The sequence below is a fragment of the Portibacter marinus genome (assembly GCF_021533195.1).
GTDB classification, from domain to species: domain Bacteria; phylum Bacteroidota; class Bacteroidia; order Chitinophagales; family Saprospiraceae; genus Portibacter; species Portibacter marinus.
Genome location: NZ_JAJNKB010000004.1, coordinates 14728 through 30044 on the forward strand (window position 1 = coordinate 14728; position 15317 = coordinate 30044).

Sequence of the window (15317 nt, forward strand, 5' to 3'; positions counted from 1 at the left end):
AATGGCGGATAATGAAAAGAAAATCCTAAGGACTTTCGGGCTTACCAATCTAGCAGTTAATAATAAGATCAGTGTCTTTCTTTTGACGGTCATGATTTTCATATTTGGAATTTCCTCATATGTCAACATGCCAAAAGAGTCTTTCCCTGAAATCACTTTTCCACAGATTTTCGTAAATACAACTTACTTCGGAAATTCAGCGGGAGACATTGAAAATTTGGTCACCAGACCATTAGAAAATGAGTTGGCTGCCATTTCAGAAATCAAGTCGATCACTTCTTCTTCCATGCAGGATTTTTCCATCATAACCTGTGAATTTGAGACGGATGTAGACATTGAGCTAGCCAAGCGCAAGGTTAAAGATGCTGTAGATAAGGCCATGCCTGAACTACCTACAGACTTGACGGCAGAACCGGAAGTACTGGATATCAATTTGTCAGAAATTCCCATTATGAGTGTCAATCTCTCGGGAGATTTTCCCAATGATGAATTAAGGTCATACGGTGAATATCTACAAGATCGCTTTGAAGATTTACCAGAAATTTCATCAGTCAACCTCAAAGGAACACTAGACAGGGAAGTACAAATCAACGTGGATGTTCCTATTATGCAGGCACTGCAGGTCAGTTTTGGCGACATTGAAAATGCAGTGAGAGCTGAAAATATGACCATGTCGGGAGGCGAAATCGTTAATAATGATTTCAGAAGATCTATTCGGATAATAGGAGAGTTTGAAGACGTTGAGGAATTAGAGGATCTTATCGTCAAAGCAGAGAATCAGAAGCCCATTTATCTTAAGGATTTTGCAGAAGTAAAGTTCGGATATGCTGAACAAACGAGTATTGCTCGATCTGACTTATTACCTGTAGTTTCACTGGATGTTATCAAACGAGCTGGCGAGAATCTGCTTTTAGCATCCGACAAAATAAAGGCCATCATTGACGAAGCTCAGCAAGAAGCTTTACCGGCAGAATTAAGCATCAAGGTTTTCAATGACCAATCTGTGGTTACTGAGGATATGGTGAATAATCTGGAAAATAGTATTATTTCCGGAGTTATTTTGGTCGTATTGGTCTTACTTTTCTTCTTGGGTCTGAGAAACTCTACCTTTGTCGGTATTGCCATCCCATTGTCCATGTTGATGGGGATTATGCTCCTAAGTTTAATGGGCTACACACTAAATATGGTTGTACTTTTTAGTCTCATACTTGCCTTGGGTATGTTGGTGGACAATGCCATCGTAGTAGTAGAAAATATTTATCGCTATTACAATGATGGATACTCAAAAGATGATGCAGCTAAATATGGAACAGGTGAAGTAGCACTTCCTATTATAGCCTCAACTGCAACAACGTTAGCAGCTTTTGTTCCACTTGCTTTCTGGCCGGGATTATTTGGATCTTTTATGAAGTATCTACCAATTACGTTAATTGCGGTACTTTCAGCCTCACTATTTGTAGCACTGGTTATAAACCCTGTTCTTACCTCATCGTTCATCGTCAAAGAAGCTGAGGAGAAAAAGAATTTGAGAAAGAGTTTGACCTATTTTTTGATAAGCCTCTTAGGAATCGGGGTTTTAATTCTAATCGGACAACTCGCTGGTGTCAATTGGTTGCGCAATTTGTCGATCATTATAGCGGGAGTCATCGTGCTGAACTATTTTATTCTGAAACCTGGATCCAGAGTTTTCCAAAACTCGATCATGCCATTTTTAGAAAAAGTATATGATAAGTTCATCAGATTTGCGTTGTGGAAATTTGTTCCCTATGTCATCTTTGCAGGCAGTTTTGTTTTGTTATTTGTAGCATTCGCCATACTTGGAAGTAATCCGCCGAAAGTCGATTTATTTCCTTCAACTGACCCAAATTATGTCAATGTTTTTGTAGAACTCCCTTTAGGTAAGGATATTAAAGCTACAAATGAGATCATGCAGAGGATAGAGTCGAATGTGGAGCGAGATATGGCTCAACATGCTGATGTTGTGGATGCTGTGTTGTCTCAGATAGGTGAAAACACGGGTGATCCTGCCATGGGTCCTACATTTGGTTCGTCTCCAAATAGAGCCAGATTAACGGTGTCTTTTGTCCCATCTGATGAAAGAGGAGAAAAATCAACTGTAGACATTATGGAGGAGATCAGAACCTCAGTTCAGGGAATCCCGGGTGTGACTGTCTCGGTAGATCAGGAGCAATCGGGACCTCCTCAGGAAAAGCCTGTTTACATAGAAATCACTGGAGAAAATATCAATGAACTGGCTATCTTATCTGAAGAAATGATGGCATTTATCAATCAATCAGGGGTGCCAGGCATTGAAGAGTTACAAGCGGATGTCAAAATCGGTAAACCAGAAATGCAGATTGGAATAGACCGGAATGCCGCTCGGCGTTATGAGATTTCGACTTTTAGTATTGCAGATGTAATCAGAACTGCTGTCTTTGGGAAGGAAATTTCTAAGTTCAAACAAGGAGAAGATGAGTATCCAATTAATCTAAGGGCAGAAGAATCCTACAGACATAGTGTTGGTGATATCTTAAATCAAAAAATCACCTTCAGAAATCCAGCGAACGGACAAATTGCTCAAGTACCGATCTCAGCTGTTGCAGATATTTCCTATTCATCCACCTTTAGCGCCATCAATCGAAAGGATCAGGAAAGAAAGATTACCATTACCTCGAATGTGCTTCAAGGTTTCAATCCAAATGAAGTAGTGGATAATATTAGGATAGCTCTTCAGGATTTTGAAATGCCGCCCGGCTATAGCTATGAATTTGCGGGCCAGCAAGCTCAACAAGCAGAAGAAATGGCGTTCTTATCCAAAGCGCTTGGCATTGCAGTTTTTGCTATTTTCTTGATACTGGTCATGCAGTTTAACTCTCTTGTATCCCCTTTCATCATCATTCTATCAGTCATATTTAGTTTGATAGGTGTACTTTTCGGATACATTTATTCCGAAATGGACATTTTGATTATCATGACTGGTGTAGGGGTGATTTCTCTGGCAGGAATTGTGGTCAACAATGCCATTGTCCTGGTTGATTACACAAATCTTACGGTCCAAAGGCGACGAGAAAGATTAGGAGTAGATACGATGTCAAATATGTCTAAAAGAGATGTGAAGGAAGCGATTGTTAAATCGGGATCTACTAGGTTGCGACCAGTATTATTGACCGCTATAACTACGGTCTTAGGATTAATTCCATTAGCTATCGGACTAAATATAAATTTCTTTACACTGATCACAGACTTTGATCCACAATACTTCGTGGGTGGAGATAATGCGGCCTTTTGGGGCACCATGGCCTGGACCGTAATTTATGGGCTGGTATTTTCAACATTTTTAACACTGATCGTAATTCCGGTTATGTATTGGCTTGCTTTCTTGATGAAAAGGGTTACAAACAGAACATTTCGAAAGGTAAAAAAGGCAGTTTGATGAAACGAGACATAGCAGAAATGCGGGAAAATTATAAGGCTGGAAAACTTTTAGAGTCTGATGTCGATAATGATCCATTTCGTCAGTTTAAGGTATGGCTGGATGAAGCTATAAAGTCCGAAATACCTGAGCCAAATGCTATGAATCTAGCTACAGTAAGTGCAATTCGTAGGCCATCATCCAGGATAGTTTTACTAAAAGAGGTTACAATAGAGGGTTTTATATTCTATACCAATTATAATAGTAAGAAAGGAAAAGAGATGGATGTAAATCCATTTGCAGCCTTGAATTTTTTATGGAAAGAATTAGAACGTCAAGTGCGAATTGAGGGAAGCGTTGAGAAAATTTCAAGAGAGAAATCTGAGCAATATTTTCATTCTCGACCTTTTGAAAGTCAATTGGGTGCTTTAAGTTCTCATCAAAGCCAGAAAGCCCCGGATAGAAGTCAACTGGAAAATAGATTTCGTAATCTTAAGAAAGAATATCAAGATCAAGGCAAAGCTCCTATGCCAGAGCATTGGGGTGGCTACCTACTTAGACCGGATTACTTTGAATTTTGGCAAGGCAGAGAAAGTAGGCTTCATGACCGTTTAGCTTATCAATTTAAAGAGGACTCATGGAAAATCTTTAGATTAGAACCATAATTTTTCTGTGTAAAGTAGTTATCATTTTCTTGAATGATAAGAACAGAATCGGCAATTGAATAGTAAGGTAACTGAATTTACAACCCCATATCCCCCCAATCCATATTCATTTGCTAACTAAAATCTTAATAATGAACAAGTTTACATTCGTAATCTTAGTATATCTATTTTATTTACCAACCTTTTTATCTTCTCAGATTATAGATCTTAGTGTAGTCGGTACGCGAGATGGAAGCGGAGAAATCATTTTAGATGAAAACGAAAATGTATCCCAGATCATCGTGGAAGTTTGGACTGAAGCTGCTGATTGTAACGGAAATCCACCTTCCATGATTGATGTCGCAATAGATGAAGACATCTATACATTAAATGGATATAATGTTAAAGATCCGAGTAATTCATCCACTCCTGAGAAAATTTTTAGAGATACTTTTAATTTAAGCCCTACTTCAGTTAAAATAGCCAACCTTAATGGGTGCAATGCGGCCGCCAGTATGGCAGTGTATGAGGTGATCAATTCCAGCGCGAAGCAAAGTGAAGTTGCCGTTGTTGAAACTGAACTTTCAGGAAATTGTATTAATAGAACGTTAGATATTCAACCTCAGGATGACTCCAGAAGTATAGAAGTAGTCAGCTCGTTACATGAGTTCAAATCAGATGCTGAAGCGAAAATGATAGTGACTGCAGGATCTCAAACTGTTGAAGCTTTTCAGTCTGATCTTGTCAACGGTTCTGAAGCCAGCAGAATTGATGTTATGTTGACCAATGTTCCAGGAAATGTAACTGAAATCGATGTAGAGGTGTGTGATAACGGTGGAGCGGATAGTTTCGGTCCTGGTATCATTTTTACAAATTATGATTATGCTGAATTACTTCCAGTAGATTTAATGAGCTGGAGTGTGAAGAAATCTGACGATCAGGTCATTATTAATTGGCAAACCTCACAAGAAGTCAACAATGATTACTTTGAAATATTGTACAGTACATTTGATGATGCGGGTTTTAATACAGCAACAACGGTAAAAGGAAACGGTACGAAGTACTCGTTGACTGAATATAGCATTTCTCTTCCACTCATGGATGGCCGTACTTTGTATCAATTAGTTCAAGTGGACTATGATGGACAAAGACAAAGTTTGGGAATAAAAGCAATTGATCATGACCATCATAACACGGGCGTCTATCCGAATCCAGCGACTTCTCAGATTAAAGTGCAAACTAGCCTGAATTCAGAAAAAGTCGTGATATATGATTCCGCAGGAAATTTAGTTCGAAAAACAAGGTTGAATGGCCGGACCGAAAAAATGGTCAATGTTCAAGACCTAACCGAAGGTCTTTATATGGTCAAGTTTCTTAATGCTGATGAGTCCAAAAAGTTGATTGTCAAATAATCATAAATAAAAAGCCAGATTTCCGTACGAATGGAAATCTGGTTTTTTTCTTTGTCAAGTGCATCAAATCTATACACGTTTCTGTGTTATGTCAATCTTTTCCAACTTGACCTAAAAAGGCATGGGTTCTTCTTTAGGAGACAGTATCTTAAAGCTATTCACCTTGATTTTTGTCACATACCTCACTTCACCTTCCTTTGTTTTGTAGGTGTCGTTTTTAAGCATCCCTTCTAATTGGACCAGAGAACCTTTTTTAAGCAGTTGGCTCATTAAATCAGCTGTCTTGTTCCAAGCTTCCAGATTATGCCAAGTGACCTCCTGAATTCTTTCCCCCTTATCGTTCTTGTAGTAATAATTCGTAGCTATACTGGTTCTACCCACTTTTGCTCCATTGTCCAAGGTGATGATTTCTACGTCTTTGCCAAGATTTCCTGTTAATGATACTGAATTTGTGATGTTATACATGATTTAAAATGTTGTGTGCCATTTGTGACACGGTTATAAAATGGTTAATTGAAGGTTAGCATCCATCGGAGAATTTCATATTAGAAGGGCAATGCCTCTTCATTTTTCGTAAGAGCTTTAAAATTGCTGACACGAATTTTTGTATAATTTCTTACAGAACCTTCTTTGCTTTTGTAAGTATTATTCTTTAGCATTCCTTGCACCTGCACAAGTGAACCTTTCTTTAATAATTGACCCATTAATTCTGCGGTCTTGTTCCAGGCTTCCACGTTATGCCAGGTTACGTCTTGTACTTTTTGTCCTTTCGAGTTGGTGTAGAACTGATTGGTTGCAATGCTGACGTTAGCCACGACGGATCCATTTTCTAGTGTGTTGATTTCGACGTCTTTGCCTAGGTGGCCTGTAAGTGAAACTGAATTGGTAATATTATACATGATTAAAGTTTTTGTGTGCCGTGAAGCACGATGAATAAATAATTTCGATGATGCAAATATGAGGGCGGTCTCAAATGTTATTCGGTTTGTAGTCGAATAATATCACTTGTAGTCATTTACAAACACTTACAAACACATATAAAATAAGTTAAAACCCTGAATAACAGGTCTTTAAGCTTATTTACTAAAATCAAGAAAAACTCTAATTTTTTGTGAATTTATAGTTGATTTAATCGAAAACACTTCTAAATTCACCATTTAATAGCATAAATGAACCAACCTAAATCTTAGCCCTAGCACTAAACAATGGACATACATGATCAAAGAAAAAATACTTCAAGCCTATGAGCAACTTGCAGAATCATACGATGCTTTAATCGATCACAAACCTCACAATGCATTTTACGATCGACCCACCTCATTGGAACTCATCGGTGATGTTACTGGCAATCACATTTTAGATGCCGCATGTGGTTCCGGAAAATATGCTGAAATCCTAATGGAAAAAGGTGGTATCGTGTCGGGATTTGACATCAGTCCTAAAATGATCAAACTAGCTCGGGAAAGAAATCGAAATAATGGAAAATTTTCGGTTCACGATCTCAGTGAACCATTTTTTCATTTGAATGATCATCAGTTTGATATTGTATTATGCGCTCTTGCCCTTCACTATATCGAAGATTGGAATCTCACCATTCAGGAATTTTACAGAGTTTTGAAACCTGGAGGTAGGTTAATCATATCTATAGAGCATCCTTTCTTTGAATACACCTATTTTCAATCGCAGAATTATTTTAATACTGAAGCGGTAGCAACTGAATGGTCAGGATTCGGGGCTCCCGTTAAGATGCACAGTTTTAGAAGATCCTTGCAGGAATGTATCAACCCAATCGTTAAAAACGGATTTAGAATCATTGAATTAAGGGAGCCTAAACCAATAGCTGAGTTTGCTATAACAGACCCCAAGCACTATCAGGAACTCATGACTTTCCCAGCCTTTATGCATATGAAAGCCATAAAAAATCCCTCTTATTCATAGCTTTCTGCATCTTTCACAATCGTCCCATTTTCGTCTGTTACAGCGAATACAAATCCAGGTTTGATGCTATATGCTCCATAGGTCCCATCCTTATTCATAGCAATATAACCTACTTGTAATTCAGCCGTATCTTGTCTTCGAACTATGCGCATGACCGCTTCCTTGCAAGCTTCGTAAGGACTTAGACCTTGTCTCATTAATTCTACAACGAGAAAAGATCCAACGCTACGCATAACGAGTTCACCCATACCCGTAGCCACCGCTGAACCAACTTCATTATCCACAAAAAGCCCAGCTCCAATGATTGGACTATCTCCTACTCTGCCCGGCATTTTATAGGCCAAACCACTAGTAGTACATGCACCACTGAGGTCTCCATTGCTATCTGCTCCTATGATGCCTATAGTATCATGCAATTCAATGTTGACTTTGGGCTTATACTCAGCAGTTTCAAGCCACTTTATATACTCTTGCTTGGATTTTTCAGTCAGCAAATCCTGTTTTTCAAAACCTTGCTCCAGCGCAAATTCAAGAGCGCCAGCCCCACTGAGCATGACATGAGGGGTTTCTTCCATCACTTTTCTTGCAACTGAGATGGGATGTTTAATGTGCTGTAGAAAGGTAACTGCACCACAATTACCATCTTTATCCATGATACAGGCGTCTAAAGTCACATTCCCTTCTCTATCCGGTCGCCCTCCATAGCCGACTGATTGATCGGCTGGATCAGCTTCGGGCACTCGTGCTCCTGCTTCTACTGCATCAAGTATATTACCTTTTTCGGTCAAGGTCTCCCAAGCAGCATTATTTGCTTGAACATTATTCCAGGTAGAAATAATAATAGGTAATTGTCCTGATTCCACTGTCTTTGTAGATTGGCATGAATTAAGAAATGCTCCCGCTCCTAATGCCAATGACGTATTTATAAATTGACGTCTAGATGGTTTCTTCATTTTTGGTCAAACATTTGTAGTGTATAAGGGTAAGGAAGGTAAGAAAATTCTCTTATCATACAATTAAAATTCTCGACATGCTAAAAAGATCATTTTATCTTATCATGATTGTTGTTGCATCACAACTGTCATTACAAGGTCAATTTGAAATCAAAACCAATGTATTGGGATTGGTAACAAACAATTATAATGGGCAGGTAGAATTGCTTTTGGGGGACAGATCAGGAATGGAGCTCGAGGCCAGCTTTCGAGAAACACCTTGGTTTACAGCACTTTCAGGTTCAGAAATAAAAAATAATGCATTCCGTACAATGGTTTCTTATAAATACTACATTGTTGGTGAAGATCCCACCGCTGGTTTATACTTCGGACCCTATATTAAATTAAAAGTAGCAGGTCTGGACAATGTACCCACTGTTTTAGATGAGAATTATCCGGGGCCGACCAGTGACAATCCTGAGACAGCGGCCGTATTTAACACTGCATTTTTCTTAGGTGCCAATGGTGGTCAAAAGATAGTTCTGAATAATAATTTTGTGATCGAATACTATGGAGGTTTCGGGTATGCGTTGTTCAATGAAAGGAGAATACGAGAAGAAATATCCGATGAACTTCGATCTTACCTTGATATCGAAAGAAACTCATTTACCTGGCCACTTGATTTTAGGCTGGGATTCACTCTAGGCTATAGATTTTGGAGGTAAGAATAATATTCTACGTGATCTTCACGAGCGCTATTTTGTTTTATAGCTGTGCTCAAATCACCCCTCTTCACAGTGCGAGGACATCAGGAGCGGGAAATCTTACATTGACACCCACCATAGACGGTACAGGTTATATTGGGACAGTATTAAACTCACAAGATGCACTGATTCTACCAGGTCTTAGAGCTGAGCTTGCCTATGGCCTAACGGAACAATTTGATATCATAGCCAGTATCAGTAGTTCTTCTTCAATTAAGACAAGTCTAAAATTTCAATTGTACGGAGATAATTATTCGAGTTTTGCTTTTGCAGCAATGCCAGGATATGAATATCAAGCAGCCTTAGCTAATGGTAGTACACAAGATGTTTCACAAAGATTGCATTTTCCATTCATCTTCTCCATCCGGGCTACTGAGGTGTTTGATTACTATCTAGGGCCAAACTTGGTACTTCAATTTACTGACGATGTACAGAATACGGCATTTCCTGGTGCTTTTGGTGGGTTTGAGATAGGAAATAGAATAAAATATAATATTGGTGCTGGAGTGTTTGTACCTTATACTTTTAACATTGGGACTGATGGCTATCTATTCCAATTTGGGATCTCTGCTATTGTGCCACTCTATACGAAATAATTGTGTACTTAATTATCATTGAATCAACTGACCACGCAGTGTTCCAGATGCATAAGAAATATTCATGAAGTTTACTGGGATGAGTAGACCAGGCGAGATCTAAACAGAAAAACTTTCACCACAGCCGCAGGTACGTGAGGCATTAGGATTATTAAAATAAAATCCTTTACCTTCCAATCCTCCTGAAAACTCTAAAGTAGTATTGCATAAATACAAAAAGCTTTTAAGGTCAGTCACCACTTTAACACCATTATCAAAGAATTCCTGATCATTAGGCTTGGTCTCATTATCAAAGTCCAAAGTGTACGATAAACCAGAACAGCCCCCACTAGTGACAGAAACGCGGACAAAAAAATCATCCGCGATATCACCTTGTTGTATTATTTCTTGAATACGCTCCTTAGCACTATCTGCTACATAAACCATATTACTTAGCTTCTACTTCTACTAATTTGTTTTTGGTCTTATAATCTTTGATCGCACTTTTAATAGCGTCTTCTGCTAAAACTGAACAGTGAATTTTCACTGGTGGTAAGGCCAATTCCTCTACAATATCCATATTATCGATACTGAGTGCTTCATCAATAGATTTACCTTTTAACCACTCTGTAGCTAATGACGAAGATGCGATTGCAGACCCGCAACCGAAAGTCTTAAATTTAGCATCTTTGATTTTGCCATTGGTTTCATCGACCTCAATCTGGAGCCTCATCACATCACCACACTCGGGTGCACCGACAAGACCAGTGCCCACATTGTTTTTGGATTTATCCAATGTTCCTACATTCTTAGGATTTTTAAAATGCTCTAATACTTTATCTGAATATGCCATTTTGCTTTTTTTTCTACTAATTTAACGAATATTAATGATGCTTAGTTCATTAATTCTCTAATGTTCTGTCCACTGTACAGATTCTAAATCCACTCCTTCTTTATACATTTCCCAGATTGGACTTAAATCTCTCATGTGCTTTACTCCCTTTGTCACCATCTCCAAAGCGGTATCGACTTCCTCCTCGGTGGTAAATCTACCCAGACTAAACCTGATAGATGAGTGGGCAAGATCATCTCCCAGTCCCAAAGCAATTAAAACATACGAAGGCTCCAAAGAAGCTGAAGTACATGCCGAACCTGAAGATACAGCAACATTCTGATTAAAAGTCATCATTAATCCCTCTCCTTCCACATGTTTAAAAGATATATTGGTAACATGCGGCATTCTGTGTTCCGTATTTCCATTGACATAGACCTCTTCTAAATTATTAAGAAATCCCTGTTCTAACTTATCTCGCAACTTCGATAAACGCTCCGCGTCCTCATGCATTTCTTTCTTGGCAAGTTCTGCAGCCTTTCCAAAACCTACGATTCCCGGAACATTCAATGTACCTGACCTCATACCCCTTTCATGACCACCGCCATCCATCTGTGCTGTCACTTTAACTCTTGGGTTCTTACGATTAACAAATAGTGCGCCTACGCCTTTCGGACCATACATTTTATGAGCCGTGAAAGCCATTAGATGAACGCCCACTTCCTTCGGGTTCACAGGAATCTTTCCTACAGCTTGAGTAGCATCGCTCATAAATAGCACCCCATGTTTCTCACAAATCTCACCTATCTCTTTCATAGGTTGAATGACTCCCGTCTCATTGTTGGCCCACATAATAGAAACCAAAATGGTTTTATCTGTAATGGCATTTTCGAGATCTTTCAGGTCCAACAATCCATCCCGCTGCACTTTAAGATAAGTGACTTCACCACCGATCTTTTCAATTTTCTTACATGCATCAAGAACAGCTTTGTGTTCTGTTTCTAACGTGATAATATGATTGCCCTTTCTCTTATACATCTCGAAAGCACCTTTCAAAGCCAAATTATCGGCTTCTGTGGCTCCTGATGTGAATATGATCTCTTTAGAATCAACATCGATCAGATTAGCGATCTGCTCACGTGCATAGTCTACAGCTTCTTCAGCTTTCCACCCAAAAGGATGGCTTCTGGAAGCAGCATTGCCAGGTATTGAGTGAAAGTAGGGTACCATGGTGTCAACCACCCTTGGATCCACCGGAGTGGTTGAATTATTATCTAGATATATTAATTGTTCGCTCATCAAGTATTTTATTTAACATTTGCAACTGCAAATATAGCGTATATCACTATAAATCTTTGGTTTTGCACCAGACGTTTTAGTAATTTACACTATTAACAAGCGAATGGAAGATTAGTTCTTTCCGAAGGTGAATAATAAAGTAGGCAGCCTTCCCTGTTCAAGAGAGTCGAAATCAAGCTTCGGGTCGGCTGCCTATCATCCTACTAAAGTTTCGTTCCCACAATCGTGAAATCGTGCCTTATGTTGTCGATCCATATGATATAATCGAGCTGAATGCTGTAGTCAAAGAATATGCCTTCGCCTACAAGCGTGACGCCATCAGCTAGCCATTGCTCTCTAATGACGATATCTTTATCCCACTCATGTTCGTTACGGATCCTGGCTTCTAAGACAGCCCAGTTTTCACCATCCCAAGGTGCATCAATGAGTATCCTGTTCCCGCGATCTGATGAAACACTTATCGAAAAAGGTCCACTTACACCTACCACATTAGCTTCATAAACGCCTACCACTGGCAGTATTTCTTCGTCGTACTTTTCACATGAAATGATGATAAGTGTCAGGAAAATCAGGGCAACATATTTCATCTTCAATTTTTTTATATTGGTTAATTTATGAAAGAATGACGATGATGCTGGTTAAAAAGTAGCACAATAGGAAAAGCTTAATTTTTCATTAACTTTTCTTTAAATTATTTCGTTCAACTCTTAAATATTCCTTAGCAAGCGACCATTACATATTACATTTTTTCATAATAAGTTCTATCTTTGAATTTTTTCAATGGATATCAATCTCAATAAAAATATCAGATCTAGAAATCGGGATGCTCTGCCTGAAGACACAGAAAGTATGAAGCAGGGTATCCAGAATAAAGAGGTGGCCATTCTTTCCAGAGTCATCACATTAATTGAACATAAAAATTTATTGCGTAATCCCAGGTTGATCTCCTTCCTCTCTGAATTACCTGAATCTCAAACCAGTACTCGAATTGCGATAACCGGTCCACCGGGAGTGGGCAAAAGCACATTTATAGAGGCATTGGGACTGGAGCTCATTCACCAGGGATTTTCAGTAGCTGTACTGGCCATTGATCCGGCGAGTCAGCGATCTAAAGGCAGTATTCTGGGCGATAAAACAAGAATGGAAAAACTCAGCAAATCGAGTAAAGCGTTTATTAGACCTTCTTCTAATGCCCTCGAAAGTGGCGGTGTTAGAAATAGTTTACTCCCTACTATAAAAATTTGTGAGACCGCTAAGTTTGATTTTATCCTTGTTGAGACAGTGGGGGTGGGTCAATCAGAACTAGAAGTTGGGAAAATGACAGACATCATGCTGCTCTTACTGAATCCGTCCGGAGGAGATGAATTACAAGGGATAAAGAGGGGTATCGTTGAAATGGCAGATCTCATTCTGATCAACAAAGGGGATGGGGCATTAATGGAAGCTGCCGAATCAAGCAGGAGAGCGTATGCTAATGCACTTCATTTCAATGCGGAACCACATCATCTTTTAGGAAAAATAGAAGTTCAGGTGATTTCATCAATTACTCAGCGAGGCATCCCGGAATTAGCACAAAAACTCATCGAGTACTCAAAAGATAAGAAACTTAGAATAAGAATCAACAAAAAAAGAAAAGCTCAAGAACAGGAATGGTTTGAAAAACAAGCGAAAGAGATGCTCTATATCTCCCTATCAGAAAACAAAGAAGTTTCTGAAAAAATTGAAGAATTATCAAAAGGTGGAGACATATATGCAAACCTCAGTGCGTTTGATAAATTCATCAATGCTAAATTTAAGTAAGCAGTAAGGAAATGAGGAGAAAATTTTTCATTCTGGCCATTCTGGCTTTGCAAATTGTTTCAGGACAGGAATTTATTTCACCTGTTGCCCATGAAATCAGATTGGCCGGCACTTTTGGAGAGTTGAGGTCTAATCATTTTCACATGGGTATTGACATAAAATCATCTAACAGAAGTTCAGGGGATCCTATTTTTGCTGTTGAAAAGGGTCATATATCCAGAGTTCTTGTCAGTCGCTCAGGTTTTGGCAATGCTGTTTATATTGACCACCCTTCTGGTCACACTACTATCTATGGTCATCTCAGAAACTTCAGTGTAAAACTAGATTCTTTGGTCTCTTCGATTCAAGAAAAAAGACAATCATTTGAGATTAATGAGCAATTTAGTGTCGGGGAAATCCCGATAATAAAGGGTGAACAAATCGGCAATATGGGAAATTCCGGCAGTTCATATGGACCTCATCTTCATTTTGAGATAAGGGACACAAAAACAGAAGTTCCTATTAATCCGATTAGATTCGGATTCAAACTAAGCGATAAAACCGCTCCCATCATCAAAAACATAAAGATTTATAGTTTGGATGATCAATACAGAGAGATTGACTCAAAAACCGTTTCACCTACTACCATTGGAAACAATGCCTATCGACTGTCGGATCAGGAAATTCCAGCATGGCGAGTGGGGTTTGGAATTCAAACATACGATCCCATGAATTCAGGTTATAATAAAAACGGCATCTACGAAATGACCCTATCGGTCGACGGCGAAGAAAGCTATCATTTTAAATTTGATTCTATATCCTATACAAATACAAGGTATCTGAATGCTCATATCGACTACAAGCACTACAAAAATACCAGAGCGAGATTTCATCGTTGTTTTAAGCTAAAAGGCAATCATCTGCCCATGTATGAAAAAGAGGATAAGTCCATCGTCGAATTGTATCAGAATAAGCCCAGAGAAATAGAGATTCACGCCGTCGATTTTGAAGGAAATCACTCAAAGGTGGCTTTTAAGATTAAGCGTGATACTTCCATGTATGGAGTAAAACCTAAAGTGTTTAATTACCATCTTTCTTATAAAGAACCCAATGTCATTCAACAAAATGAAATTGAGATTTACTTCCCAGACAGCTGTCTTTACGAAGACCTCTTTCTGTATATCAACAAAAGTGAAAGCGAATATCTAACGGATGTTTATCACTTAGGTAGCGATGAGGTACCACTTCACAAACCGATCACTTTCTCCCTAAAGCCTGATAGTGTACCGGAGAATCTTAAGAACAAAGCTTGCATAATCGAGTGTTCTGAGCCTGGACGTATTAAAACATATGGTGGGCGATGGGAAGGCAACTCATTTGTTTGTACACTTTATGAATTCGGGAATTATGCTTTATTCTATGATACCCTTGCTCCTCAAATTACTCCACTGACCTCTTTTACCGGAAGTAAGATTCAATTCAGAATAGAAGACAATTACTCTGATTCGGGAACTGCAAAGGGGTTACAATACTTTGCAACAATTGACGGTCAATGGGCTAAATTCGAATATGATCTTAAAAGAAACCTATTAACTTATAAGGTTCCGCCCTCACTTTCAAATGGTACAGAACATATAATGATTTTGAAAGTCTCTGACGATCGGGGAAACACTACTGAATTCAGTAAAAAGTTTTTCCGGTAGCTAAACAAAATTAATGGTTCCCTGTTA

At 38.8% G+C, this 15317-nt stretch carries 15 protein-coding genes; 8 read left to right on the forward strand and 7 right to left on the reverse strand.

What is annotated here, in order from left to right; translation table 11 throughout:
• Position 1 precedes the first annotated feature (1 nt).
• The 3 genes from L2567_RS11165 (at position 2) to L2567_RS11175 (ending at position 5468) form a co-directional block, all read left to right on the forward strand.
• On the forward strand, positions 2-3433 hold the full coding sequence (locus L2567_RS11165) for an efflux RND transporter permease subunit (protein WP_235297853.1): 3432 nt from the start codon (positions 2-4) through the stop codon (positions 3431-3433).
• Positions 3433-4077, forward strand: a complete 645-nt coding sequence (gene pdxH / locus L2567_RS11170; RefSeq protein WP_235297854.1) for a pyridoxamine 5'-phosphate oxidase — start codon at positions 3433-3435, stop codon at positions 4075-4077. Before L2567_RS11165 ends, pdxH begins: the two co-directional genes overlap by 1 nt.
• 131 nt (positions 4078-4208) lie before the next feature.
• Positions 4209-5468: a T9SS type A sorting domain-containing protein gene (locus L2567_RS11175; protein ID WP_235297855.1), complete on the forward strand. Its 1260-nt coding sequence runs from the start codon at positions 4209-4211 to the stop codon at positions 5466-5468.
• A 111-nt stretch (positions 5469-5579) separates the two neighbouring features.
• Here L2567_RS11175 and L2567_RS11180 read toward each other — a convergent pair whose 3' ends face one another.
• On the reverse strand, positions 5580-5933 hold the full coding sequence (locus tag L2567_RS11180; RefSeq protein WP_235297856.1) for a single-stranded DNA-binding protein: 354 nt from the start codon (positions 5931-5933) through the stop codon (positions 5580-5582).
• 80 nt (positions 5934-6013) lie between these two features.
• Complete coding sequence (locus L2567_RS11185) at positions 6014-6367, reverse strand: single-stranded DNA-binding protein (RefSeq protein WP_235297857.1); 354 nt, start codon at positions 6365-6367, stop codon at positions 6014-6016.
• 316 nt (positions 6368-6683) lie between these two features.
• On the opposite strand from L2567_RS11185, the gene L2567_RS11190 reads away from it, so the two are divergent.
• Complete coding sequence (locus tag L2567_RS11190; RefSeq protein ID WP_235297858.1) at positions 6684-7406, forward strand: class I SAM-dependent methyltransferase; 723 nt, start codon at positions 6684-6686, stop codon at positions 7404-7406.
• On the opposite strand, the gene L2567_RS11195 is transcribed toward L2567_RS11190, so the two are convergent.
• Positions 7397-8359 (reverse strand): N(4)-(beta-N-acetylglucosaminyl)-L-asparaginase, encoded by a 963-nt coding sequence (locus L2567_RS11195; RefSeq protein WP_235297859.1) that lies wholly within the window; start codon positions 8357-8359, stop codon positions 7397-7399. The genes L2567_RS11190 and L2567_RS11195 overlap by 10 nt on opposite strands.
• Before the next feature lie 77 nt (positions 8360-8436).
• Here L2567_RS11195 and L2567_RS11200 point away from each other — a divergent pair, with 77 nt between their 5' ends.
• Together L2567_RS11200 and L2567_RS11205 are read left to right on the forward strand one after the other, a co-directional pair.
• The gene (locus tag L2567_RS11200; protein WP_235297860.1) at positions 8437-9063 is read left to right on the forward strand and encodes a DUF3575 domain-containing protein; all 627 of its coding nucleotides are present in this window, start codon (positions 8437-8439) and stop codon (positions 9061-9063) included.
• A complete protein-coding gene (locus tag L2567_RS11205) occupies positions 9054-9698 on the forward strand; it encodes a hypothetical protein (protein ID WP_235297861.1) in 645 nt (214 codons plus the stop codon). The genes L2567_RS11200 and L2567_RS11205 overlap by 10 nt, the downstream gene beginning before the upstream one ends.
• 99 nt (positions 9699-9797) lie before the next feature.
• Here the strand turns inward: L2567_RS11205 and L2567_RS11210 are convergent, their stop codons facing one another.
• The 4 genes from L2567_RS11210 to L2567_RS11225 all read right to left on the reverse strand — a co-directional run bounded on the left by L2567_RS11210 (position 9798) and on the right by L2567_RS11225 (position 12395).
• Positions 9798-10124 (reverse strand): HesB/IscA family protein, encoded by a 327-nt coding sequence (locus tag L2567_RS11210; protein WP_235297862.1) that lies wholly within the window; start codon positions 10122-10124, stop codon positions 9798-9800.
• 1 nt (position 10125) lies between these two features.
• Positions 10126-10530 (reverse strand): Fe-S cluster assembly scaffold IscU, encoded by a 405-nt coding sequence (gene iscU / locus L2567_RS11215; RefSeq protein ID WP_235297863.1) that lies wholly within the window; start codon positions 10528-10530, stop codon positions 10126-10128.
• Positions 10531-10587: 57 nt separating this feature from the next.
• Positions 10588-11808, reverse strand: coding sequence for an IscS subfamily cysteine desulfurase (locus tag L2567_RS11220; RefSeq protein ID WP_235297864.1), 1221 nt, complete (start codon positions 11806-11808; stop codon positions 10588-10590).
• A 203-nt stretch (positions 11809-12011) separates the two neighbouring features.
• Positions 12012-12395, reverse strand: a complete 384-nt coding sequence (locus L2567_RS11225; RefSeq protein WP_235297865.1) for a hypothetical protein — start codon at positions 12393-12395, stop codon at positions 12012-12014.
• A gap of 193 nt (positions 12396-12588) precedes the next feature.
• Here L2567_RS11225 and meaB point away from each other — a divergent pair, with 193 nt between their 5' ends.
• Both meaB and L2567_RS11235 read left to right on the forward strand, forming a co-directional pair.
• Positions 12589-13608, forward strand: coding sequence for a methylmalonyl Co-A mutase-associated GTPase MeaB (gene meaB / locus L2567_RS11230; RefSeq protein ID WP_235297866.1), 1020 nt, complete (start codon positions 12589-12591; stop codon positions 13606-13608).
• A gap of 11 nt (positions 13609-13619) precedes the next feature.
• A complete protein-coding gene (locus L2567_RS11235; protein WP_235297867.1) occupies positions 13620-15290 on the forward strand; it encodes a M23 family metallopeptidase in 1671 nt (556 codons plus the stop codon).
• Positions 15291-15317: the final 27 nt, after the last annotated feature.

Coding starts and splice junctions, on each gene's coding strand:
- meaB (WP_235297866.1), top strand. CDS start 12,589: ATGGATATCAATCTCAATAAAAATATCAGATCTAGAAATCGGGATGCT.
- L2567_RS11225 (WP_235297865.1), bottom strand. CDS start 12,395: ATGAAATATGTTGCCCTGATTTTCCTGACACTTATCATCATTTCATGT.
- L2567_RS11220 (WP_235297864.1), bottom strand. CDS start 11,808: ATGAGCGAACAATTAATATATCTAGATAATAATTCAACCACTCCGGTG.
- pdxH (WP_235297854.1), top strand. CDS start 3,433: ATGAAACGAGACATAGCAGAAATGCGGGAAAATTATAAGGCTGGAAAA.
- L2567_RS11190 (WP_235297858.1), top strand. CDS start 6,684: ATGATCAAAGAAAAAATACTTCAAGCCTATGAGCAACTTGCAGAATCA.
- L2567_RS11185 (WP_235297857.1), bottom strand. CDS start 6,367: ATGTATAATATTACCAATTCAGTTTCACTTACAGGCCACCTAGGCAAA.
- L2567_RS11180 (WP_235297856.1), bottom strand. CDS start 5,933: ATGTATAACATCACAAATTCAGTATCATTAACAGGAAATCTTGGCAAA.
- L2567_RS11165 (WP_235297853.1), top strand. CDS start 2: ATGGCGGATAATGAAAAGAAAATCCTAAGGACTTTCGGGCTTACCAAT.
- L2567_RS11200 (WP_235297860.1), top strand. CDS start 8,437: ATGCTAAAAAGATCATTTTATCTTATCATGATTGTTGTTGCATCACAA.
- L2567_RS11195 (WP_235297859.1), bottom strand. CDS start 8,359: ATGAAGAAACCATCTAGACGTCAATTTATAAATACGTCATTGGCATTA.
- iscU (WP_235297863.1), bottom strand. CDS start 10,530: ATGGCATATTCAGATAAAGTATTAGAGCATTTTAAAAATCCTAAGAAT.
- L2567_RS11210 (WP_235297862.1), bottom strand. CDS start 10,124: ATGGTTTATGTAGCAGATAGTGCTAAGGAGCGTATTCAAGAAATAATA.
- L2567_RS11235 (WP_235297867.1), top strand. CDS start 13,620: ATGAGGAGAAAATTTTTCATTCTGGCCATTCTGGCTTTGCAAATTGTT.
- L2567_RS11175 (WP_235297855.1), top strand. CDS start 4,209: ATGAACAAGTTTACATTCGTAATCTTAGTATATCTATTTTATTTACCA.